The 21957-nt window shown below is 65.6% G+C and carries 17 protein-coding genes and 1 pseudogene; 8 read left to right on the top strand and 10 right to left on the bottom strand.

Annotation, left to right across the window (positions count from 1 at the left end):
• Nucleotides 1-234 precede the first annotated feature (234 nt).
• Both AO398_RS19810 and AO398_RS19805 read left to right on the top strand, forming a co-directional pair.
• Nucleotides 235-1875, top strand: coding sequence for a dsDNA nuclease domain-containing protein (locus AO398_RS19810; protein ID WP_058193912.1), 1641 nt, complete (start codon nt 235-237; stop codon nt 1873-1875).
• Entirely contained in the window at nt 1875-4043 is a 2169-nt protein-coding gene (locus AO398_RS19805) for a DEAD/DEAH box helicase (protein WP_058193911.1), read from the top strand. Before AO398_RS19810 ends, AO398_RS19805 begins: the two co-directional genes overlap by 1 nt.
• A gap of 1168 nt (nt 4044-5211) precedes the next feature.
• Here the strand turns inward: AO398_RS19805 and AO398_RS28440 are convergent.
• The 7 genes and pseudogenes from AO398_RS28440 to AO398_RS19780 all read right to left on the bottom strand — a co-directional run bounded on the left by AO398_RS28440 (nt 5212) and on the right by AO398_RS19780 (nt 12690).
• On the bottom strand, nt 5212-7134 hold the full coding sequence (locus tag AO398_RS28440; RefSeq protein WP_210171928.1) for a hypothetical protein: 1923 nt from the start codon (nt 7132-7134) through the stop codon (nt 5212-5214).
• Nucleotides 7135-7271: 137 nt separating this feature from the next.
• Entirely contained in the window at nt 7272-7784 is a 513-nt protein-coding gene (locus AO398_RS28435; RefSeq protein ID WP_152997574.1) for a hypothetical protein, read from the bottom strand.
• 500 nt (nt 7785-8284) lie between these two features.
• Nucleotides 8285-9526 (bottom strand): cytochrome P450, encoded by a 1242-nt coding sequence (locus AO398_RS19800; RefSeq protein ID WP_058193910.1) that lies wholly within the window; start codon nt 9524-9526, stop codon nt 8285-8287.
• Nucleotides 9519-10844, bottom strand: a complete 1326-nt coding sequence (locus AO398_RS19795) for an FAD-dependent oxidoreductase (RefSeq protein ID WP_058193909.1) — start codon at nt 10842-10844, stop codon at nt 9519-9521. Before AO398_RS19795 ends, AO398_RS19800 begins: the two co-directional genes overlap by 8 nt.
• Entirely contained in the window at nt 10841-11056 is a 216-nt protein-coding gene (locus tag AO398_RS19790; RefSeq protein ID WP_058193908.1) for a ferredoxin, read from the bottom strand. The genes AO398_RS19795 and AO398_RS19790 overlap by 4 nt, the downstream gene beginning before the upstream one ends.
• 70 nt (nt 11057-11126) lie before the next feature.
• Nucleotides 11127-12257 (bottom strand): annotated as a pseudogene (locus AO398_RS19785) (patatin-like phospholipase family protein); the annotation flags it as partial.
• 115 nt (nt 12258-12372) lie between these two features.
• The gene (locus tag AO398_RS19780; protein WP_244498828.1) at nt 12373-12690 is read right to left on the bottom strand and encodes an AraC family transcriptional regulator N-terminal domain-containing protein; all 318 of its coding nucleotides are present in this window, start codon (nt 12688-12690) and stop codon (nt 12373-12375) included.
• Nucleotides 12691-12868: 178 nt separating this feature from the next.
• Between AO398_RS19780 and AO398_RS19775 the strand changes: the two genes are divergently transcribed.
• Nucleotides 12869-13621, top strand: a complete 753-nt coding sequence (locus tag AO398_RS19775) for a glucose 1-dehydrogenase (RefSeq protein ID WP_058193906.1) — start codon at nt 12869-12871, stop codon at nt 13619-13621.
• A 364-nt stretch (nt 13622-13985) separates the two neighbouring features.
• On the opposite strand, the gene AO398_RS19770 is transcribed toward AO398_RS19775, so the two are convergent.
• From AO398_RS19770 to AO398_RS19755, 3 genes are all read right to left on the bottom strand, one after another.
• The gene (locus AO398_RS19770; protein ID WP_058193905.1) at nt 13986-14345 is read right to left on the bottom strand and encodes a response regulator; all 360 of its coding nucleotides are present in this window, start codon (nt 14343-14345) and stop codon (nt 13986-13988) included.
• Nucleotides 14346-14370: 25 nt separating this feature from the next.
• Nucleotides 14371-16875 carry a GAF domain-containing protein gene (locus tag AO398_RS19765; RefSeq protein ID WP_058193904.1) on the bottom strand — a complete coding sequence of 835 codons (2505 nt, stop codon included), beginning with the start codon at nt 16873-16875 and terminating at the stop codon, nt 14371-14373.
• A gap of 337 nt (nt 16876-17212) precedes the next feature.
• Nucleotides 17213-19960 (bottom strand): PAS domain-containing protein, encoded by a 2748-nt coding sequence (locus AO398_RS19755; protein ID WP_058193902.1) that lies wholly within the window; start codon nt 19958-19960, stop codon nt 17213-17215.
• 223 nt (nt 19961-20183) lie between these two features.
• Here AO398_RS19755 and AO398_RS28430 point away from each other — a divergent pair, with 223 nt between their 5' ends.
• The 5 genes from AO398_RS28430 to AO398_RS19735 all read left to right on the top strand — a co-directional run.
• Nucleotides 20184-20345, top strand: coding sequence for a YqaE/Pmp3 family membrane protein (locus AO398_RS28430; RefSeq protein WP_152997573.1), 162 nt, complete (start codon nt 20184-20186; stop codon nt 20343-20345).
• 41 nt (nt 20346-20386) lie between these two features.
• A complete protein-coding gene (locus tag AO398_RS19750; protein ID WP_058193901.1) occupies nt 20387-20674 on the top strand; it encodes a hypothetical protein in 288 nt (95 codons plus the stop codon).
• A gap of 6 nt (nt 20675-20680) precedes the next feature.
• On the top strand, nt 20681-21034 hold the full coding sequence (locus tag AO398_RS29840; protein WP_348272374.1) for a hypothetical protein: 354 nt from the start codon (nt 20681-20683) through the stop codon (nt 21032-21034).
• A 64-nt stretch (nt 21035-21098) separates the two neighbouring features.
• Nucleotides 21099-21353, top strand: coding sequence for a hypothetical protein (locus AO398_RS19740; protein WP_244498827.1), 255 nt, complete (start codon nt 21099-21101; stop codon nt 21351-21353).
• 119 nt (nt 21354-21472) lie between these two features.
• Nucleotides 21473-21957, top strand: a 485-nt coding sequence (locus AO398_RS19735) for a hypothetical protein (RefSeq protein WP_152997572.1), incomplete at its 3' end; no start/stop codon positions are given.

The raw sequence follows: 21957 nt of genomic DNA, 5'->3' as shown, positions 1-21957 counted from the left end.
AAACAGCCGTCGCCCAGGGCCGCCGGCGGATCGCCGACCTCAGACCCCAGGCGACCCCGCCGGATGATGGCCCGTCCCGAAATGGGCCGCGAGACCATCGGGTTCGCGGGCGGCCGCTCGGGCGGATCGACCGCGAGCCTGATCCTCCAGACCAGGCGATGAACCTCGATCTACAGTTTGGAGTCCGAGCGTGATTCGGGGTTCCCAAGGAGTACGAGCAACTTTAAGTCGATCGTGAAGATCGATCGTGGTCCGGGGGGCTGGGTGACGAAGGGTTCGACGGGGGCGTCCGACGCAGGGGGGATCGCGGCGCGGCGCGGGTTCCGCATCCAGGACCACGTCGCCGCGAGGATCGCGCTGGAGACGCTGCTGGATCCGGACGCCGTCAGGCTGGAGTGCGAGACCGCGGACGACATCGTGGTCCGGCGCTCCGGGGCGGGCGGGCTAATCAACGAGTACGTGCAGGTCAAGACCACGGAAGCCGACAGCAAGTGGAACCTGACTGAACTGGCCGCTCGGACGAAAGGCCGGAAGGGAAGTTCGGTCTGCGAGCGGTCGCTGTTATGCGACACGGACGGCGACACGGCCTGGTTCCGCCTCGTGACCACCAGGGCCGTGTCCGCCAAGCTGGTGCCGTTCACGCGTGAGAGGGGACGGCGGGACGGCGAGGCGGCGTTCGAGGCGTTGGTCGGCAACTTCGCGAAGAAGTACAAGGACACGAAGTCGAACTCGGGCCGCACGTTGGCCGACTGGTCGAGGCACCTGCTCTGGGAGGTCGAGGCGGACGAACGCTCCATCCACGCGCGCAACACGAAGACCTTGCTGACCCTCGCCCAGGGCCGCGGCCTCAACCCCGCGTTCGACATGGTCGAGGGCGTCTACGAGCGATTGGTGAGCAAGACCCGATCGATGGGTGACGCGCCGTCGAGCGAGATCGCCGACAAGGCCTGGACCCGCGCCGACATCATGACTTGGTGGGAGGAGCGGCTGGCGGAGATGCGCGCTGATGCGGCCGACCACGTCAAGGTCTACCAAATCGTCAACGTGCCGGCCTTTTTCTCCGAGCTCTGCGCGGTGGACGACGGCGCCGTCAAGCGCGCCCTCTACGCCTACGACGTCGAGTACGACGGTAACGTCTGGCGCATGGACGAGCTCACCGAGCACCTGCTGGACTGGCTGCCCGAGGTGGCGCTGTCGCCGCGGATTCTCGCGACGTACAACCACCTATCGGCGCGGCGGCTGCCGGGCGAGGCGCTCAGGGCTCTGGAGCGCCGCGGACCGGTCGACGTCCCGGGCCTCATCGCCGGCCTCATGCTGCACGCGATCCTCCGGCATCACTTTGGGGCGGAGCCGATCGCTTGCCGGATCTTCTTCCTGGTGGGGGGCGCGATGCGCTCGACGAGCGCGCACATTGTCCCCCTGGCGGGTGGCGATGAGATCTGGCTGGGGCGTTCGCGCCTGGTCGCAGCCGACTCGCACCGCGCGGTGATCGACGAGGTGCTCGCAGAGCTGCGCACCGCGGTGACGCGCGACGTGCTGATGGAGGAACGTGACATCATCATCCAGCTGCGCGAGCCGCGCCACCTGCGCGCCGATACCCTGGACGGCATCCTCGTCTCGACCGGCAAGACCTCGGACCTGCTGAGGGTCGTCCGGCTCCCGATCCTGGTGGCCTACGACAGCGCGACGCTGGGCGCGGGCTTCAACGCCGCCTACCTCACGCTCCTGAAGCGAGAGGTCCGGGACGAGTACGATCAAATCAAGGCTGGGATCGACGACGAGCTGCGGGACGTCGAGGTTTCCCTGTTCCTCGTCCCAGTCGAGTGCGCCGCGACGTTGGCGCGGACCTTCGAGGCGCGCCTGAGGAGGCGATGATGGAGATCAGCCTCATCCGGGAATGCCTCGCCGAGCCGGCGAGGCTCGCCGAGGTGCGGTTCCCGGTCTTCCGGGAGATCGCCTACCTCGCGAACCACGAGCGGACCGCAGCGCTCGCCCGGGACCTCGTCATCCGCCTGCTGGCGGTCAAGCACACGCTCCCGAAGGACTACGGGGCGCTCCTCGATGCCCTGGTCCGCGAGGTCGGTCTGTTCCCCTACGCCGACAGGACCCTGCACCGCAGCCTGGAGGACCAGATCCTGATCGAGGCGCACCGCGTCCACGGGGTCGGGGAGGAGCGCTTCTTCCACAGCCTGCAGCTGTCGGTGTTCCAAGAGCTCGCCGCCGGCCGCAACGTTGTCCTGAGCGCCCCGACCAGCGTCGGCAAGAGCCTCGTCGTCGACGCGGTCCTGGCGACGGGCCAGCACAGACGCGCCGTCATCGTCGTGCCCACCATCGCCCTGATCGACGAGACCCGAAGGCGGATCACCGCGTCCCTGGGCCGGACCCACGACGTCATCACGCATCCGGGCCAGGCCAGGCGCGAGGACGGGCGGCCGACGGTCTACGTCCTCACCCAGGAACGGGCCCTGGGACGCGACGACCTCGACGACGCCGACTTCCTCGTCATCGACGAGTTCTACAAGCTCGACATGAGGGACGGCGACGACGACGAGAGATCCATCGACCTCAACGTCTGCTTCCACAGGCTCGCGGAGAAGGGGGCCCAATTCTACCTCATAGGACCGAGCATCGCCTCCGTGGCCGGGCTGGCCACGGGATACCGGCACGTCTTCATCCCGTCGGACTTCTCCACCGTCTCGCTGGACATAACGTATTTCGGCCTCAAGCAGGACAGCTCGGACCGGGCGGCCAAGCTGGTCGAGCTGTGCCGCGAGTTGACGAGCCCCACGCTGGTCTACTGCCAGTCCCCGCGCAGCGCGCGGGATGCGGCGCGGAATATCTACCTCGGCTGCGAGCTGCCCGTCTGCGAGGCGACCGCGGACGCCGTCCGCTGGCTGGAGCGCCATTACCCGCCGGAATGGGAGGTCATCCGCGCCCTGGCGCGGGGGGTGGGCGTCCATCACGGCAACGTCCCGCGAGCCATCCAGCAATACATGGTCCGGGCGTTCGAGGAGGGGAGCATCCGCTACCTCGTGTGCACGTCGACGATCATCGAGGGCGTCAACACCGTCGCGGAGAACGTGATCGTCTTCGACAGGCGCAGGAACACGCGGACCATCGACGATTTCACCTTCCGCAACATCGCGGGCCGCGCCGGGCGCATGAACCGGTATTTCATCGGCAAGGTCTTCGTGATCGAGGAGGCGGTCGCCGAGGGGGACCATACGGTCGACCTGCCGATCGGGGCGCAGGACGGAGCGACGCCCCTGTCCCTGCTGTTGGCGTTGCCTACCGGCAGCCTGACGCCGGGTTCGCGGGATCGCCTCGCGGAAGTGTTCAGGGGCTCGCGCCTCGCCGAGGCCACCATCCGCGCCAATCGGTACGTCCCAGTCGGCGCGCAGAACGCCCTCGCGGACGCCGTCTCGGACCTGTTCGACCGGGATCCAAGGCTCCTCCAGTGGCGCGGCGTCCCCGACTCGGCCCAGTTCCGCGCCGTCTGCGACCTGATCTACGACCACGTCGACCAGGGCACCGTCCTGAGGCGGCACGGCATACACGCCGGCGACCAGCTCCAGGCCGTGCTGACCAGCCTGATGGCCGCCGGCGATTTCGGCGCGTTCATCGCCCGACGCGTCCAGGAGCGATGGCGGGGCACCAGTGTAAGCGAGGCGGTCGAGGGCGCGTTGTCCTTCCTGCGCAAGTACGTGGGTTTCACGTTCGGCCGACAGCTGATGGCCGTGAGCCGCATACAGGCCGACGTCCTTGCGCGCCGAAAGCGCGGCGCGCCCGGTGACTACGCCCTCCTCGCCGCGCGGGCCGACTCCCTGTTCCTGCCCGCCGGCGTCTTCGCCCTGGACGAGTACGGCATCCCGGCCGAGATCGCGTCGAAGCTGATGGCGGCTTGGGGGGAGGTCGCCGACGTCGACGAAGGCTTGCGGATGCTGGCGGCGCTGGACCTGGAGCGGCTGGACCTGCAGCCGTTCGAGCGCGAAGTGATACGCCACGTGCGCAAATCCCTGCCGTCGCGCGCCTACGAAGCTTGAGCCGCCGCCGGACCGATCGTGCCCGACCGGCGGATCGAGTGCGCGCCATCATCGCCTGGCCCCACGTGTATCGCCGCCGGCGTCCGGGACCGCGGCCGCGGCCGAGCGACGCCGCTCACCAGATGTGTGGACCGGCGTAGGGGTCCGACGCCGATCAGTCCTGCAAGTCGTTGTCGGCGTTGGCAGTCAGCGTTCGTGACTCCGTGGCGACTTACAGGCGTGAGCCCTCGGACGACACGATCAATGCCCCAGTCTGTTGTCCGTCATAGTCGCGATGTCTGCTTCCAGGAATTCGGAGAGGAGCGACGAATGGCCGGGTTGGGCGCGAAGCAGCCGACTTCTCCAGTCCGAGCGAAGGTCTGCTTCCTCGATCACACTTCCCGAAAGCAGATCGGCAAAAATCCACCTCCAGCGGCCGTTTTACGCAGGTACCAAGCGTCAGATTTGAACCACAGACGAATATCATGCCTACATACCCTTCCATACCCGTCTGTAGCTTCCTCGGACGACAGACTGGCGGCCCGAACTGGTATCCACCGTCATCGTCATGGCGAGTAGTCCGCTCCCCTCCAGATAAAAGCTCACCGTGAACGAGCGCCCGGACACCCATGTAGCAACACGTTCGTCTCGCCACCGACCGATCCCGCTCGCCGGACCGCCGGTGTTCAACGTCGGCAAATCCGCTCGCCATCCGTTGTTCGCAATGACGACAGCTCCCTGAGGCGTCTCTTGGAACTCAATCTGGCAGGTTGGACAGGGGCCGGCGTTCGTACCGACCTGCTCCCAAACGCCTAAAAAGTCCGCCATCTCGGCCGCGTGGACCGGCAGACCTGCGGTGACTGCGAGGGCCGTTGCTAGCGCACCAATTCTCAAACGCATGCCTGCTCCCCAGAAGCGGATCAGCCGAAATCCACCCCCTAGCGGCCGTTCCGGTAGCGACCCATGCCAGCCATGCAGACAGCCATCGGCGCTTCCCAAGAGCGGCCATTCATCGGCGGTCCACCGACTTCGGCTAGGGGTGGTGAGCGGTCACGGGCCTGATGGCCGGAAGCGGCCCTTAGCTACGCAAGCATGCAGTCAGTTAGCCCTAGCGGCCGTGTGCTTCAGCGCGGACTTCGTACCCACAGGCCGCGCGACATATGTGCGAACGGGATGCGTTCTTGCTGCGTTATGGCAGAAGTTGGCCAATAGCTACGATCGCCTGCCGATTATTCTTGATGGAAACACTGAACTCTTTCTCCCGAACTCTCTGCACAGGCAAGTTCAGATCAGCAGAAATCTCCTGCGACGGTAGTTTGGTCTCGATGTCACCGCGCAGCTGCGGGACAAAGGGCGTTAGAAGCAAAACGATAGGCTTGATCAGGTTAAGTCCTTGGCAGGACAAAGTCATGTTAGGGCTCTTCGTAAGCAAGAACTCGGTGGGACCGGGCGAGATATCTGCTTTGATTATTGTCTCCTTAACGGAAAACACGGCGCGAGCTTGCCCATCTGGTGGAGTCTCCAAGCGGAAGGCAGACGAAATTGGAATGCGGGATTCCTTCAAAGAAGCCTCAAACGTCTGCGACTCTGTCCATGGCCACTGACAGGCCAAATGACCGACGATGTCCAAGGGCGTAAACTTTACGTCAATGACGGCCTGGGCTCGACCTGAAACATCGAGAGCCAAGCTTACGCCTGATAGGTCCGTTGATAAATTAAACTCTTGAATGCAAACTCCAAGGTCCTCACTTTTGATCTGTGAGGTTACGTCTAGATTAGCGAATTTCCCCGTGTTCTTGATGAGCGTGAGAGTTTGCTTTCCCGTTTCGCAAAGCAGCTTCTCTCCAGACTTTTCGATCTCGCAACTCGCCTTTTCCTGAGCCTTTAGTCTCTCACAATCAAATTTTTTGCCGGCTGCGACTGCGCGGTAGAGGTCATTCTGAACACCTTGCCCGAATGCGCATATCGGATCGCGACCCCGCTGGATGCAACCGCCTCCTACACACCCGCCACCTGCCCAGCTTGGCGCACAAACTTTGGGTCTCGATAGAATGCAAGCGTCACAGTCTCGGTTGTCCACGTCCGGTGCGAAGTCGCATGATCGATTTGAGCTGCATTCCCGATTGGGAGTGCAATTGATAGCATCACCACTTGGCAAATCGATTTTTGTGCTCGACGTTTGCCTAGACGTTGCGCCTGAAACTGAGACGCACAAATTAGCTTGGGTCACCCCGCTGTTGATTGTGTTTGCAATAAGATCTTTTCGAACGGCAGCCCAACTTGATCTCTCGCTCAGAGACAAGCCGAAATTGGTCGCGATCAGTCCATCGATCTGGTCACGTATATCTCCAAACGATCTGCCTACGGTAACAGGGGCGGTTTCTGAGCCTCCAGCGGTCGGGGTGAGTTGAACCAAAGCTACGACTTGATTGTCAGTGACTAGCCAAGCTATCCCGCCAAGCTTGAAGGGAGCGACGATTTTGTCAGCTTTAAGACGGACGGTAAGACTAGCAGCTGGGTTCTTGATGATGATGCTTTTTGAAGGATCAATGGCCGTGGGCGAGAGTGCCGGTACCGTCAACTTCGTGAAAGGCTGCCGGCTGAGTTCACCGCTGATGTTGTCCTTGAATATATTGAGAACTGCAACCAGTGCGTCGACCACTGCGGTTGCACCGATTTTTTCGGCAAGAACAACACTGTCGACCTGAACAGAACTAAGCGCTGGAAGGAGCGAGAGATTGACGACGGGCGGACCGTTCGCCTCGTCGATAAGCCCGCCCGTTATGCCCGCATAAGCATCAATAGAGCCGGTTATCTCGGGTCGTGCCGCGTCTAAGATTTTCGCCAGCTCGGAGTTTGCGCCTGCGTCCACTCCGGCGAACTTGCGCTTGAAGGTCGCGCGGACGTGGAGAAGTTGTTCTGCTCCTTCAAGGCGTAAATCGACGATGCCCTGCTCCCTCAATTTGTCGTCAAGCAATGCCCGTTGTGCATCGGCTAGCGCCAAAGAAAAAGCTACGCTCGGGCTTGTGATTTGGGAGAGCGGTTGAGCTGTGCTGTCGATCGCAGCCCTGCGCTGTTGCTCGACATTGATGGGCGGCCATTTGGCATTCACGACTTTCGTGATGGAATCACCGCATCCGGCCAGTAGTAGTGGAAGCAGAAAAACGAAAATTCTGAGTCTCAGCGTGCCCGACCGTCGGCGTTCTAGCGAGCTCATATTGTCCCCTCTTGCGATTTTACCGCGCGGACTTAAAACTCAGCCTTGATTATCGTGATCGGTTCGATCGCCTCCGAGGTTGCACAAACCTTGAAGGGGTCGCCAGATCCTTGCTGGCGGATATGTAATGCACCGGCACCATAGGCCGTGATCCGAACAGTGCCCGACCCTACCTCTTTCGAGCCCCAAGGCTTGCCTCGAAAGAACACTCCTGTTCCAACCTCGAAAGTTCGCCCGGGCGAGCCGACGATCAGGTAGGTGATCGACGCCGCTACGTGGTCGCTGAACCAACCCCAGTCGCTGCTGACGGTCTTGCATAGATAATTTGCTGCAAGGGCGGGGGAGTTAGTATAAAATATCAAGACAAATGCAGCTAGTCTGGCTATAAAGGCACTTAGAATATACTTATTCGTAGTTCGATAGTTTTTTATCGACGATTGATGTGGCTCGTCTTCTACCAAAATCAACGGCGCATGCCTGAATAGGGATCCTTTAACCCTGGCGGGGGCTAACCAACGAAAGTGGTAAACCTGCGTGTAGGCCACCCTCTTCATGTTCCCAACCTCAAGGCGGCAGCGAACTTTCTATTCGATCACCTCCTCAGCTCCGAAGCAAGTGCCGAAGTGGCGCTTTGCACCGGCACAGCAATGATCTGGAAGGGGACGCTCTTAATGTCACTGATGAGTCGTGAGCGGTCGCGACGGCAGTGTCTGCTTCTGCCAACTCCCACCCGGAAGCGGACCGGCAGAAATCCACCCAACCCAGCCATTCGAAGGCGCCTGCTCATGCGACTGGAGCTGGCCGAGAGCAGAACGACCGCTTCGGGAAAAGCTTGCCGCAAAAGCGGACGAGATCATGCCAACCCGGTCAAATATCCCGATGTGTCACCGTTCTGAAGGTCAGTCGCACAATGAGAACTTTCAGTCCCTGGTGCGATGCGTATGACTGGACAAGCTTATACAACAGGGTGAGCTGACGCGCGCCTCCGACAGACGATGGCGCGTGGCGCCGAGCGGCTTCCCAGACCCCTTTCGGCCCTGGAGGATCAAGCGATCCCCGCGATGGCGATGCCGAGGTTCTTCGGACCGCGCAGGGAAGCGCCGGGCCGGTAGGGCGGTGGATCGTCGAGGAGCCGCGGCGCGACGAGGCGCCGGCACAGGGTGACCAGAGCGATCTCGGCTTCGATGCGCGCCAGTGGCGCGCCCACGCAGTAGTGGAGGCCGCCGCCGAACCCGAAATGCTGGTTGTCGTTCCGCTCGGGATCGAACCGGTCCGGCTGCGTGAACCGCGCCGGATCGCGGTTTCCGGCCGCGAGCATCAGGACCACCGGGGATCCGGCCGGGATCGTCGCGCCCGCCACCGCGATGGCGCCGAGCGCCTTGCGGGTCCGGAAATGGACGGGGGGCTCGTAGCGCAGGATCTCCTCGATCACGCGGGGCGCCCGCTCGGGGTCGGCCTTCAGCTTCTCGAGCTCGTCCGGATGTCGGAGCAGCGTGAGCATCCCGTTGGTGATGAGGTTCACGGTCGTCTCGTGGCCCGCGACGAGGAGCAGGATCGCCGTGGAGATCAGGTCGATGTCGCCCATGACCGGCCTGCCCCGGCCGCCGCGGGCGGCGAGGCCGCTGAGCATGTCGTCGGCCGGATGGCGGCGCTTCTCGCGGATCAGCCGACGCATGTAGTCCGAGATCGCGTCGAAGGTGGCGGCGATCTCGCGCCGTCCCGCCTCGTCGTGGCGCGCGTCGGGCTCCAGGGCCGTCGCGAGGCGTGTCGCCCAGGCATGGAATTGCCGCTCGTCGGCTTCGGGCACGCCGAGGAGCTCGCAGATGACGGCCACCGGCAGCGGATAGGACAGGTCGTCCACGAGGCAGACCGTGTCGCGGCCCCGGCACTTGTCGATCAAGGCATCCACGAGCGTCGCGACCTTGGCGTGGGCGTCCCGCACCCGGGCGATCGTGAACTCCTTCATCACGAAGCCGCGCAGGGTGTCGTGGTCGGGCGGATCGCGGAAGATCAGCGGGCGGTGGGCGTTCACCACCCGGTTCCGGATCGGGTTGAGGATCCAGTCCTTCAGGGGGTTGCCCGTGGCGGGCCGGCGCGAGGGCGGCAGGTCTTCCGAACTCAGCCGAGGATCGAAGATCAGGCTGCTCAACGCGGCGTGGGTGCTGACGAGGTAGCTGCCATCCGCCTGCCGGGACACAGGTGTCTCGCGCATCCTGGCGTAGAGGGGATAGGGATCCGCCCGGTTCTTCGGGTCCAGCACCTGCGCGAAGAGCGTCTCGTCAGACATGGCTAGCCTCCAGCGCCGGCGCGGCGCGATGGGCAGGGGGCCGCGCCGCGGGGAAGCCCGGCTCCAGCCGCTCGACCCGTGGCTGGTCGATGGCATCGGGAAACGGAGGAAAGCGCGCCCCGGCGGCGACGGCCTCGGCATAGGCGGGCAGCCAGCGCGCCTCGTCGAAGGAGACGGCGGCGATGCTGCGACCGGCCTTGCCATACACGGCCAGGAACCGGTGCGAGGCCCGCGATCCCTGGACGAGCGCGAGTGCATCCGCCCCCGCGGTGTGGCCGGCGAGCTTGATGTTCAGGCCGAACTGGCTCGACCAGAAAGCCGGCAGATGCCGGTAGGGCTGCTGGGCGGAGGGGGCGGCCATCATGTTGGCTGCCGCGTGCCGGGCTTGGTCGACCGCGTTGCCCCAATGCTCCACCGTCATCGGACGGTCGCCGTAAAGCGGGTTCGGCCAGCGCGCGACGTCGCCGGCCGCGTAGATGTCGGAGTCGGGCTCCCCCGCGATGGAGATCGCGCGGCAGGCTCCGTCGCAGGTCAGGCCACCCGCATCGGCGGCGAGGCCCGCCGCAGCGAGCCAGCCGGTGTCGCGCGTGGCGCCGAGGGCGACGATGACGAGATCCGTCTCGAGAACCTCTCCCCCTGCGAAGTGCGCGCGGCGGACCTGCCCGGCCTCGCCCGAGAGCGCGCGGACCATCGTCTTCGGGCGGAAATCGACCCCGGCGCCGCGCATCCGTTCGGCCAGCGTAGCCCCGATCGCGGTCCCGAGCAGGCGGGCGAGCGGCGTCGGGTTGGGATCGACCAAAGTCACCGCCAAGCCGAGGTCGCGGCAGCACGAGGCCGCCTCGCAGCCGATCAGGCCCGCCCCGATGACCAGGACGCGGCCCGGAGTTTTCGCCAGAGCGGCCCGCAGATCACGGGCATCGTCCCGGGTGCGGATCGTGAAGATCCCGGCGAGGTCGGCACCGTCTCCGGGCCAAGTCCGCGCCCTGGCGCCGGTGGCGATGAGAAGCTTCTCGTAGGGAAGTGTCGCGCCGTCGGCGAGGTGCAGCACCCGGCGCTCCCGGTCCAGCGCGGCGGCGGGCCGCCCGAGCCGCCACTGCGCCCGCAACCGGGTGAGCTGCGGCAACGCGGTCGCGTCGGCGGGAAGCTCGCCCGCAAGGACGTGCTTGGACAGGGGTGGCCGGTCGTAGGGCCGATGCGGCTCATCCCCGACCAGGGTCAGGGGCCCGTCATAGCCGCGGTCCCGCAGTGCCTCCGCGCCCCGCAGCCCGGCGAGCGAGGCGCCCACGACGACGATGCCCGGTCGCTGAACCTCGGTCACGGCTCGTCACCCGCGGCGAGATCGGCGGGCTCGACCGCAATGGCGCGGACGGGGCAGGCCTGCTGTGCCCGCTCGATCTGCGACCGCTTCGCCTCCGGCGGCGCGGGGTCGTAGAACAGGATCTCGTGACCGCGCAGCTCGAAATGGTCTGGAGCGGCGTAGCAGCACTGCGCGTAGCCCTGGCAGCGATTGAGATCGACGACGACACGCATTCAGGGCCTCAAAAAACCGTGCGGATGACCGGTCGATCGGGCGCGACACCGGCGCGAGGACCGGAGCGGCTCATGTCCAGGCTCGCAGACGGCCCGAGTCCAGCGCTTCCCGGGCGCAGCGATAGCCGAGTTCGGCCGTCGTCTCGAAGCTCGACCATGCCCGCAGGTCGACCCCGGCCAAGGCGGGCTTGAGCAGGACGGCGGCGCGGGTGACGGCTGCCATGGTCTGGGCGTCGCTCGACACCATGGCAGAGCGCAGGAGCAAGTGGGCGATGCCGGGGAGCTGGTCCGAGATGCCGAGGAAGCGGCGGAACGCCCGCGCGCCCCGGCCCTGCCGCGGCATGACCTGGAAGGCGGTGTCGCTGCCGACATCCACCGCGAGGACCGGCTCGCGGTCGAGATCGGCCATCACGTCAGCGGGCAGGTTGTTCATCATGCCGCCATCCACGAGGATGCCGTCCGCGCTCGCCACCGGGGGCAGCAAGCCGGGAATGGCGATGCTGGCGCGGATCGCCCGGTCGAGAGGGCCGGCCCAGTGGACCATGGCCGTGCCGGTGCTGAGGTTCGAGGACACGCAGAAGAACGGGCGCCAGAGATCCTCGACGCGGGCATCCCCGAACCGCGCGGCTAGCCCCGCATCGACCTTGGCCCCGCGCGTCAGGGCGTGGAACGGCAGGGTGTAGTCGTCGAGGGGGTTGCGCCCGAAGGACGCGACCGTGTGAGTCTCGATGGCGTCGAGGCTCCAGTCCAGGGCGACGCTGGCGGCCAGGATCGAGCCCATGCTGGTGCCGCCAACGAGATCGATGTCGAGCCCCGCCTCGAAGAGCGCCCGCAGGACGCCGAGATGGGCGAGGCCGCGGGCCCCGCCGCCGCCGAGGACGAGGGCGCGGGCATGACCGGACGCGATCCGGGCCAGCCGGGCGAAGTCGCCATCATGGTTCTCGCGCGCCTGGAGCCGCAGGGAGAACGGGAGCGCGGCGACATCCGGATGCAGCGGGCGCGGAAGGCGCGCCCCGGCGGGCTGCGCCACCGCGAGGTCCATGCGGATCCAGGGGGAGCGGATCGAGGTCAAGTAGGCCGCGGCGCCGGGCCTTGGCGGCGCGCCGGGCTCGGCCAGCAGCAGGACGTGGTCGGCGTGGCGCAGGCAGAGCTGGCACCACGGACAATCGATCTGGTGGGCGACGAAGACCGTGCGGTCGTGGTGTAAATAGGCGTCGAAGCTTCACCCCTCCCGTAATTGGGTTCAATGCGTTGAGATATGTGCTGAATTTTGCTTCGAGATGGGGTCACGGTCGGCGCCGATCGTGACCCCATCTCTATCTCAATTTTCGCATTTTGAAGAGAGAGTTAGTTAAGTTTTTGCCGGGGTCATGCTTCAGAGCCGATTCACAGCCATCGGACTGGATCTGGCCGATTGCCGGCACGTCGACCGGGATCAGGAAGTACGTCGCTGGCTCGAAGCGCAGGATCTGATCCCCGACCGAGAGGCTTTTGGTCCCCTGCAGGACCATGTGGAGCATCGGCTCGTACACCTGGTTCGAGCAGGCTTCCGCCCGGACCATCGACACGCGGGGAAGCCCTGTTGGCGTCCACTTGTCTCCGGCACGCATCACGATGGCGCGCAGTTCGTCCATCCCGTCCGTCATGCCTGATGGGCTAGCACCAGGTGATCGCCGCCACAAGCGACTGAGAAGATTGGGCAAGGATGAGCGAGTAACCGGCACGCGGAAAATCGACCGACGACTTAGGTTCCGGTCGTCGACGGGGCCCCTCGGTTCCGGTGACGAAAGTCGCGAACCTTAGGGACAAACCATGAAGCTCGATGGAAAGATCGCCGTCGTCACCGGTGCCTCCAGTGGCATCGGCGCCGGCATCGCCAAGGCACTCGGTGCCGAGGGTGCTACCGTTATCGTAAACTTTGCGACCAGCCGGACGGGAGCGGACGCCGTCGTCGCGTCCATCGAGGCGGGCGGCGGGAGGGCGGTCGCGATCCAGGCGGACATGAGCAGGTCGACCGACGTCGCCCGCCTGTTCGACACCGTGAAGGCCGCCCACGGCCGGGTCGACGTCCTCGTGAACAACGCGGGCATCGCCGTCTTCGAGATGGTCGCGGACCTCACCGAGGAAGCCTTCCACCGGCAGTTTAATGTCAACGTGCTGGGTTACTTCCTGGCGATCCGAGAGGCGGTGAAGCACTTTGGAGAGACCGGCGGCAGCATCATCAACGTCAGCTCGATCCTCAGCTCCGACCCGTATCTCGCCTCCAGCGTCTATTCGGCGACGAAGGGCGCCGTCGACACGATGACGTTTGCCTTGGCCCGCGAACTCGGACCGCGCGGGATCAGGGTCAACTCGATCCTGCCCGGCCACACGAATACTCCGGCTACCATCGGGCATTTCGACGGTGCATTCGGCGAGAAGCTCGTTGCTGGCACGCCGCTTGGCCGCTTTGGCGAGCCCGAGGACATCGCCCCAGTCGCGGTCTTCTTAGCGTCGAACGACTCCCACTGGGTGACTGGGGAAGCCATCCGGGCCGCGGGCGGCGTGCGCGGTGTAGGATACTAGCCAATCCGCCCACTCCGGCCGTAGGTTTATGTCTCACCAAGTAGCCTACGATCGGACGGTCCAGGCTTATGCAAAGGGTCGTGGCTGGCCCTCCGGCTATGTCCGCTTCGATGCATCCGCCGTCCGAAAGCGGACGGACAGAAAACCACCCGTTGCGGACGTTTGGGGCGGGTACCAAGCGTCAGATTCCCACCATTAGACCGGAGCGCGCAGACCTATTGTCAGATCTATCAGCTTTGTCAGGACGGGGTACGACGGCTGGAAAGAGCAGGCATGTTGGGATGTCTGGTCCGAAATGCGCCTGACAATAGAAGCGATAGCGACAGAAGGGTCGGTCACCCCACGTCGGCGTCGTACCCTGGTCTTACGCCGCCAATTCGAGAAGAGCCGCCGTCACCTCGTCGCGACGGTACGGCTTCTCGAAGAAGCGGCCGCGCACGGGAAGGTCGTGCGCGCCTGGACGAACCTTGCCAGACGTCATGACGATCTCGACCGGGGGCCAGCGATCGCGGATCGCGCGGGCGAGCTTCAGGCCGTCCATGCCGACCCCGAGATCGATATCGGAGAAGACGATGCGGATGTCGGGGCGAGCTTCCAGCAGCCGCACCGCGTCGTCCGCACTGGAGGCCTCCACGGCCTCGAAACCGACATCCTCGACGAGATCGAAGGCCATCATGCGCATGATCGGCTCATCCTCGATCACGAGCACTACGGGTCGTGTCATCGCCTCTAAAGCCACGGCACTGTCCTCAACCCTGCTGCAGCTGGACGAGCGGCGCGCGCATCGTCGCCCCGAAACCTGAGGAGAGATAACGAAGCGCAACGCCGCCGGATCCCGCCAATCCCATCTGGATCAGCCGTGAGCCGAATCCGACGCGCCTGGGTTGCACCGGTGCAACAGGTGCGGGACCGCCGCGCTCGGTCCAATCGAGCACGAGCTCTCGGGTGTCGCCTCCATCATCGATGCGCCACGTCATCACGACGTGCCCCTCCGGGACGGACAGCGCGCCGTATTTGGCGGCGTTGGTCGCGAGTTCGTGCAGCAGCAGCGAGAGCGAGAGTGTCCCCCTCGGGCCGAGATCGATGTCCGGTCCCTCGAGGGTGACACGATCGCCATGCCCGGCCGCGTTCAAGACCGCCTGGGCGACGTCCCGGAGCGGAGCCGCGGTCCACGTCCGGTGGAGCAACACGTTGTGGGCGGTCGAGAGCGCATGGATGCGACGCTCAAAGGCTTCGACCGGCGCACGATCGGGCACATTCCGCAACGTCTGCGTGGCGATCGACAGCACCATCGCCAGCATGTTCTTCAGGCGGTGGGAGATCTCCTCATTGAGAATGCGCTGGTCGTCCTCCGCGCGCACCCGTGCGACGCCGGCCTCCAGGCGCTCGGCGACGTTGCGCAAAAAACCCAGCGTCTCCGCCGACCATCGGTGGGGCTTGTCGTCGTGGACGATGAACACGGCGACCGAACGGCCACGGTCGCGGACAGGCATATTGACGATCGCGCCGATACCGATGTCGAGCAGCGGCTGAGGATCGTGACGGGTGCGCGGATCCGTTCGCACATCCTCGATGACGAGCGCCTCGCCGCGACGGAGGTCCTCGCGGATGTTGCCGTAATCGGCGAACCGGTGCCGGCCGACGATGCTGACGGTCCCGGGGGCCGTCCAGTCCTTCTCGATGTCGACACACTCCATTGCCGCGTCCACGCGTCCAAAGCCGGTGCGCGTCACCCCGAGGGTGGTGCCGACGATCTCGGATGCAGCAAGGATCATCTCGGGGATCGCTGTGAGGTCGCGCAAGCGATCGCCGAGGGCGAGCAGAGCCACGCGTCGGGCGTCGGCCTGAACCCGGTCCGTCACCTCGAGGAACGTGACGGCAAACCGATCCGCACCGACGGCGAAGGCGCGTCCCTCGTACCAGCGATCGAGCGTTCCGACGCGGCGCAGGAACTCCCGCGGTTCACCGGTCTCGACCACCTGCGCGAAGTCGGCGACCCAGTCGTCCTCGATGCCAGGTAGGACTTCGCGGATCGTGCGTCCGACAACGCTGTTGCTCTTGACGCCGACGAGTTCCCCCCATGCGTGGTTCACCTCGACATAGCGCCAATCGACGATCCGTCCGGCGTCACGGACGACCTCGCCGACGAGGAAGCCTTCGCTCAGGCGCTCGAACAGGCTGCGCCAGTAGGCCCCCGTCTCGGCGAGTGCCTCCTCGCCGTCGAGCCGCTCGTGGACGGCCGCCATCAGGCGGGCGAGGGTCTCGAAGAAGGAGAGCGTCTCGCGATCGAAGGCCGGCATCCGGGTGGAGACGAAGGCGATGACGGCCTGCAATTCACCCCGGCTGACCACGGGGAAACCGGCATACGCAGTGAGCCCGTGACTGCGGGCGGTCTCCCAGCGGGGATCAGCCCCAGCCTGAAGATCTTCGAGGATCAACGGCTGGCGGGTCTCGGCGACGAGGCCACAGATTGGCGTTCCAAACGGCAGGCGCTTCAGGTCCTCACGCGCCTCCGGGGCGACGTTGACCGCATGGGTCAAGCGCAGGTGTCGACGGTCGGGCGTCACATCGTAGAGGCAGGCGCGGTCGAACCCGAGCGCCTCAGCTCCGTCGCGCAGGATCGGTTCGAGGACGGCCGCGGGATTGTCTGCGGTGAGGAGGGCCGACGAAGCGGCAGCGACGACGTCGAGGCGCTGGGCTCGCCGCAACGCCGCCGCCTGGAACGAGACAATCTGGTCGCGCTCGCTCACTGCGCGCCGCATCTGCAATTGGATAACGACCTGGGCCGCCAACGCACGCAGGTCATCCTTCTGCTCCGGTGTCAGCCCCTGACGGCGCGGGACCGTATCGATGACGCACAGCGAGCCGAGCACCTGTCCCTCTGGCGTGCGCAGGGGCGCGCCGGCGTAGAAGCGGATGAACGGCTCACCCGTCACCAGCGGGTTCGCGGACGTGCGCGGGTCGCGAGTGAGGTCGGGTATGATCAGGAGGTCGGGCTCGGCGAGGGCGAACTTGCAGACGGAACTGTCAAGATCGGTCTCGCAGACGGGGAAATTGACCCGCGCCTTGAACCATTGTCGATCGGTGGCGACGAAGCTGACGAGGCCGACAGGGGTCTGGCAGAGCCGGGTCGCCAGACGCACGATGTCGTCGTAGGCCGCCTCGGGCGGGGTATCGAGAATGCCGTGGGCGTCGAGCGCCGCGAGGCGGTGATCGGCGGCGATGACGGGATCGGACGTCGTGTGCTGGTTCACGCCGGAACCTCCTCCCGCCCGAGTAAGCAGGCGGGAGCGCTCTTGGGCTCCATGGCGACGAGGGTCGCGGACGGGATGAACCGTGCCCCCGAAACCTGCACGTCCGGCTCGCTCAGAACCGCTCCGCGGTGGCGGGGCTTCGTCGGCTCGGTCGGCGGCTGGGCGCGAAGGCGCAGCGTGTGATCCAACGGGGGCGGGGCGTTCGGCGACATCGGTGAGGCGAGAGCGAATTGATGTCTGCCCATAGGGTAGTCAGACCGCGCCGTCCGTTCGGGAGTGAACACGTTTTCATGAAAACCCGAGGATGCGCGAATCAGATCACACCGTTGGTGGTGTTTCACCCTCTCAGCCTCGCGCGCCGCCTTCGGGTCACACGCCTCAGGATCCGAGACAACTGGTCGGCCGAGTACGGCTTGTGCAGCAGTTCGAACCCATGGGCGTCGTTCTCAGCGAGCACGTGGCTGTAGCCGGACGCCAGCAGAACCGGCATCGCGGGCAGGCGCTGTCGCAGTTCCTGGGCGAGTGCGATCCCGCCCATGCCCGGCATGACCACGTCCGAGAAAACGGCCTCGAACCCGCCCCCGTCGGCTCCGAGGCGTTCGAGCGCGGTCTCGGCGTTGGTCACCCACTCGGTCCGATAGCCGAGGTCTTCCAGGATCTGCGTGGCGAACCGTCCGACCTCGAGGTTGTCTTCGACCACGAGAATGCGCTGGCCGGTCCCGGCCGGGGCCGGTCCCGTATCCTCCTCGTCGCGCTCGTCGTCGCGCTCAGCCTGAACCTCCGGCAGGTAGAGCAAGAACGTCGTGCCGTGGCCGACCGTACTGGCGACCTCGACGTCGCCACCGGATTGCTTCGCGAAGCCGAACACCTGGCTGAGCCCGAGCCCGGTCCCCTTGCCGACGTCCTTGGTCGTGAAGAACGGCTCGAAGATCCGTGCGAGATCCGCCTCGGGGATCCCGCAGCCCGTATCGGTCAGGACGACCTTGGCGAAGGGCCCGGGGCCGCCGCCGTGCCCGCGGATCGGGGGCATCGACGCGCCGCAGACGAGACGCAGGACGAGTTCGCCTTCGCCGTCCATCGCGTCCCTGGCATTGACAGCGAGATTGACCAGCGCCGTTTCGAACTGAGCCACGTCCACGCGCACGAAGCACGGATCGTCCGGCACATCGACCGTTACCCGGACGCGTGCGCCGGTCACGGTGTCGAGCATGTCCGCGAGGCTCCGCAGGCGCTCACCGACATTCAGAACTTCTGGCTTGAGCGCCTGTCGCCGGGCGAAGGCGAGGAGCTGTCCCGTCAGCTTGGCCGCGCGATCCACCGTGTCGGAGACGGCGTCCATGTACCGGGCCCGCCGGGCGTCCGGCAGATCGGGGCGGCGCAGAAAATCCACGGACGAGCGGATGATCGTCAGCATGTTGTTGAAGTCGTGCGCGACGCCGCCGGTCAGCTGGCCGACCGCCTCCATCTTCTGGGACTGGCGCAGGGCTTCCTCGGTCTGGCGCAGCGCCTCGGTCTGGTGCTTCACCACCGTCACGTCCCGGACGGTCGCGTAGATCAGGCCTTCGCGCGGTACCGCATTCCAGGACAGCCACACGTGGCTGCCGTCCTTGTGGCGGTAGCGGTTTTCGAACGTGAATTGCGCCTCGCCGCGCGCGAGCGCCTCGGCGGCCTTCATCGTCGCGCCGAGATCGTCGGGATGGACGAATTCGATGAAGGGGCGCGCTTTCAGTTCGGTCTCGGTCCAGCCTAGCGTGGCAGCCCATGCGGGGTTGATGCTGACGAAGTACCCTTCGAAGTTGGCGACACAGAGCAGGTCGGACGACGCCTGCCAGATCTGATCGCGCTCGGCCGTCCGGGCGGCGACCTGGCGCGCGAGGTTGGCCTCCGTCTGCTTGTGGGCGGTCACGTCCTGCACGAAGACGTGGTAGCCGTCGACGCGCCCGTGGGTGCGTCGCGGCAGGTAGCGGATTTCGGCGATCCGAGGGCTCCCGTCCCGATGCGGCCAGTCCATCTCGAAGGCCACGGCTTCGCCGGCCAGCGCACGCTCCATGAAGGGCCAGCGCAGCGCATAGCCCTCGGCCGTGATGAGGCTTTTGACGTCTTGCCCGATGACCTCATGGGCGGGTTTGAAGAACCAGTCCTCGTAGGCCTTGTTGGCGAAGCGGTAGATCTGATCGTCGCCGATGAAGGCGATGAGAACCGGCAGCGCGTCCGTGATCAGGCGCAAGTCGCGCTCACCCGCCTCGGCGCGCTGCTCGATCTGGCGGCGGTCGGTGATGTCCGAGAAGAAGATCGCAACCCGATGCGCGTCCGGCTCGCCGGTCCGCAAGGCCCGGACGTCGAACCAGCGACCGAAGACCTCGGCGTAATGCTCGAAGTGCGCGGGCTCGCCGGTCAGGGCGACCCGACCGTAGGTGTCGAACCAGTGCTGTTCCAGGTCGGGTGCGAACGCACTGACCCATTGCCCGACGACGTCGGCCCCGGTCTGCTGCACGAAGGCGGGATTGGCCTCGATGATCCGATAGTCGACGGCCCGTGCGCCCTCGAATTTCATCTCTACGATGCAGAAGCCGACCTCAAGGCTCTCGAACAGGGTTCCGTATCGCGCCTCGCTCGTGCGAAGCGCGGCTTCGGCGATCGTCTGGTCGGTGACGTCGTGTCCCTCCACGAAGATACCGGTGACGGCACCGTCGGCGTCGCGCACGGGCTGATAGACGAAGTCGAGATACCGTTCGGAGGCCTGGCCGTCCGACCCGATCCGGACCTCGAACCGAGCGCGGGACGCTTTGTGGGCTCGACCCGTCCGGAAGACGTCATCGAGCAGGTCGACATAGCCCTGCGAGACCGCCTCCGGCAGCACCTCGGCGACGGTGCGGCCGGTGATTTCGCGACCGGCGACGATCAACCGGTAGGCGGCATTGGCCAGCGTGAACCGGTGCTCGGGACCGCTCAACAGCGCGATGAAACCCGGGGCCTGCTCGAACATCTCGGCGACGGAGGTCGACTGCGCGCGCAGACGCCGGACTTCAGCTTCGAGTTCATCGCGGGATAGGGCGTCCAATGGCAATGCGGCCGAACTTTGCATGCGGCCCGAACTAGCTCGGCATTCCGTCCGCGGCGAGAGGGGGTGCGGATCCGAGTGCCCCGGGGGACGGCGCGAAGCGGCGTGAGCCCCTCGGCGTGGTCAATCTGTCTTGGTCACCCGCTGCCCTATGGCCGGTGGCGGCGAGCGGACCGAATGTGATCGACGCATCCGGAACGTTCCGATTAAGACCGGGTTCGGTCGCAGTTCTGGAGATCGACACCCGATGGTTATGATCCTCATCTGCATCCTCGCGCCGTGGCTCGCGATGTTCCTGCGCGGGAAGGTGATCCAGGGGATCCTGTGCATTCTACTGCACATCACCGTGATTGGCTGGATCCCAGCGACGATCTGGGCCCTGGTGGTCACGCGGAAGGAAGCCGCCTGACGCGCGTTGACCCTCCGGACCTTAGGAACGGAGAACACACCATGCACGCGCGTCGGAGATCCGCAGGCAAGACCGCATCCCTGCTCACGATGGGTACCGAAGTCGCGATGCTCGGTGTCGAGGCGCAGATGGTCATCGGCCAGCGGATGGCGCTGTTCATGCTCGGTGGCCCGAAGGCGCGCAAAGAGGCGCGGCGGATGGTGACCGAAAAGGTCCTCGCGGCCGGTCAGGCCGCGGCGACCCTGGCGGCTGGCGGCACGCCCCGCACGGTCGTGCGTGGCTACCGGCGGAGGGTTCAAGCCAACCAACGCCGGCTCGGGAAATCCTGACACGGCGTGCTCTCGATCAAGACGCCATTATCGATGACGTCGATACTGACTATCAATGTCATTGTTTTGAATGATGGGGCAGCGCAGCGCATCTTCCCTTCACGAGCCAGGACCGATCCTGGCGCTCAAGGGACGATCATCATGTCCGTTCGCGCTGTCTCCTTCGCCGCCCTCGCCATCGTGTCCGCCATCGGTTCGGCTATCGCCGGCGATCGGATCGACTTCACGCCGCCGCTCTACCGCGAGCAGGCCCGTCCGACCGCGGCCGTTCGGCCGGCCACGGAGATCACCACCACGCCGAGCCTCGTACGCACAGCATCGGAAGCCCCGCGCCGCATCGTCGAAGCGACAGCCCGCTAACATGTGATCGAACGGGATGTCTCAGCAGCACGTTTGAAGCGAAATCCTCTCTCGGAGACAAGCCATGCGCGCACTGACGATCGCTTCCGTTCTCGCCCTGACCGCCGTCGCTGGCCTCGGCCAGGCGGAGGCTAAGGGCTGCATCAAGGGCGCTGTCGTCGGCGGTCTCGCCGGACACATGGTCGGCCATGGCATTGCCGGTGCCGCCGCTGGCTGCGCCGTCGGGCGTCACCAGGCTAACAAGGCGACGACCACGAACACGGTGCCGACCTCGACCGGTCCGGCGACCACCACCACCACCACCTCGCGCTCGTACTGACCGTTCGATCGATCTCGTCGATCGAAAAAAGGCCCCGGTGCATGACCGGGGCCTTTTTTTGGGGGAATGCAGGATCAGCCTTCTGTTACGGGACGTCACAGATTGCACAGGGGAACGGCATGCGCAGCGCAGCCATCTCGGTGATCTCGGCAACGATAGCGATCGCGCTGAGCGCACCGGGTTGCGCCGCCGAGGAGCCATCGGTGTGTCGACTGGACCAGTCGGAAGCACCCTATTCGCTCACGTTGACGACGAGCGCGGGCGACCTGGTCGTCGATGCAGACCGTCGCGGCGATACGGTCCTGATCGATGGGCGGTGGGCGTCGGGCCGGACCTATCATCTCGACCGTCGCAACGGCTTTGACACCTACTACCAGAGTGGAAGCCGATCGATCGAGACGGTCTTTCCCGAAGGCCTCACCAACGTGTCGATTGCGGCTGGTAGGCCGGGCGAGTACGGCGCGACCAGCACACTCTTGAGGGATGGCAAGGTGACCGAGGTCCTGCGCCCGGTCACGAAGGCCACGTATCTCGGCGAGGAGCCTGTGCGCGTCGGCGCGTGTACGTTCCCGACCGTCCACATCGTCGAGGAGCCGTCGGACGC

The organism is Methylobacterium sp. GXS13, assembly GCF_001455965.1.
Classification (GTDB): Bacteria; Pseudomonadota; Alphaproteobacteria; order Rhizobiales; family Beijerinckiaceae; genus Methylobacterium.
This window is presented reverse-complemented; position numbering and strand designations above follow the sequence as displayed.

Excerpts from the sequence above, each read along its gene's own strand:
- AO398_RS19805 (WP_058193911.1), top strand. The coding sequence starts at position 1,875 with ATGGAGATCAGCCTCATCCGGGAATGCCTCGCCGAGCCGGCGAGGCTC.
- AO398_RS19800 (WP_058193910.1), bottom strand. The coding sequence starts at position 9,526 with ATGTCTGACGAGACGCTCTTCGCGCAGGTGCTGGACCCGAAGAACCGG.
- AO398_RS19790 (WP_058193908.1), bottom strand. The coding sequence starts at position 11,056 with ATGCGTGTCGTCGTCGATCTCAATCGCTGCCAGGGCTACGCGCAGTGC.
- AO398_RS19780 (WP_244498828.1), bottom strand. The coding sequence starts at position 12,690 with ATGGACGAACTGCGCGCCATCGTGATGCGTGCCGGAGACAAGTGGACG.
- AO398_RS19775 (WP_058193906.1), top strand. The coding sequence starts at position 12,869 with ATGAAGCTCGATGGAAAGATCGCCGTCGTCACCGGTGCCTCCAGTGGC.
- AO398_RS19770 (WP_058193905.1), bottom strand. The coding sequence starts at position 14,345 with ATGACACGACCCGTAGTGCTCGTGATCGAGGATGAGCCGATCATGCGC.
- AO398_RS19755 (WP_058193902.1), bottom strand. The coding sequence starts at position 19,960 with ATGCAAAGTTCGGCCGCATTGCCATTGGACGCCCTATCCCGCGATGAA.
- AO398_RS28430 (WP_152997573.1), top strand. The coding sequence starts at position 20,184 with ATGGTTATGATCCTCATCTGCATCCTCGCGCCGTGGCTCGCGATGTTC.
- AO398_RS19750 (WP_058193901.1), top strand. The coding sequence starts at position 20,387 with ATGCACGCGCGTCGGAGATCCGCAGGCAAGACCGCATCCCTGCTCACG.
- AO398_RS19740 (WP_244498827.1), top strand. The coding sequence starts at position 21,099 with ATGCGCGCACTGACGATCGCTTCCGTTCTCGCCCTGACCGCCGTCGCT.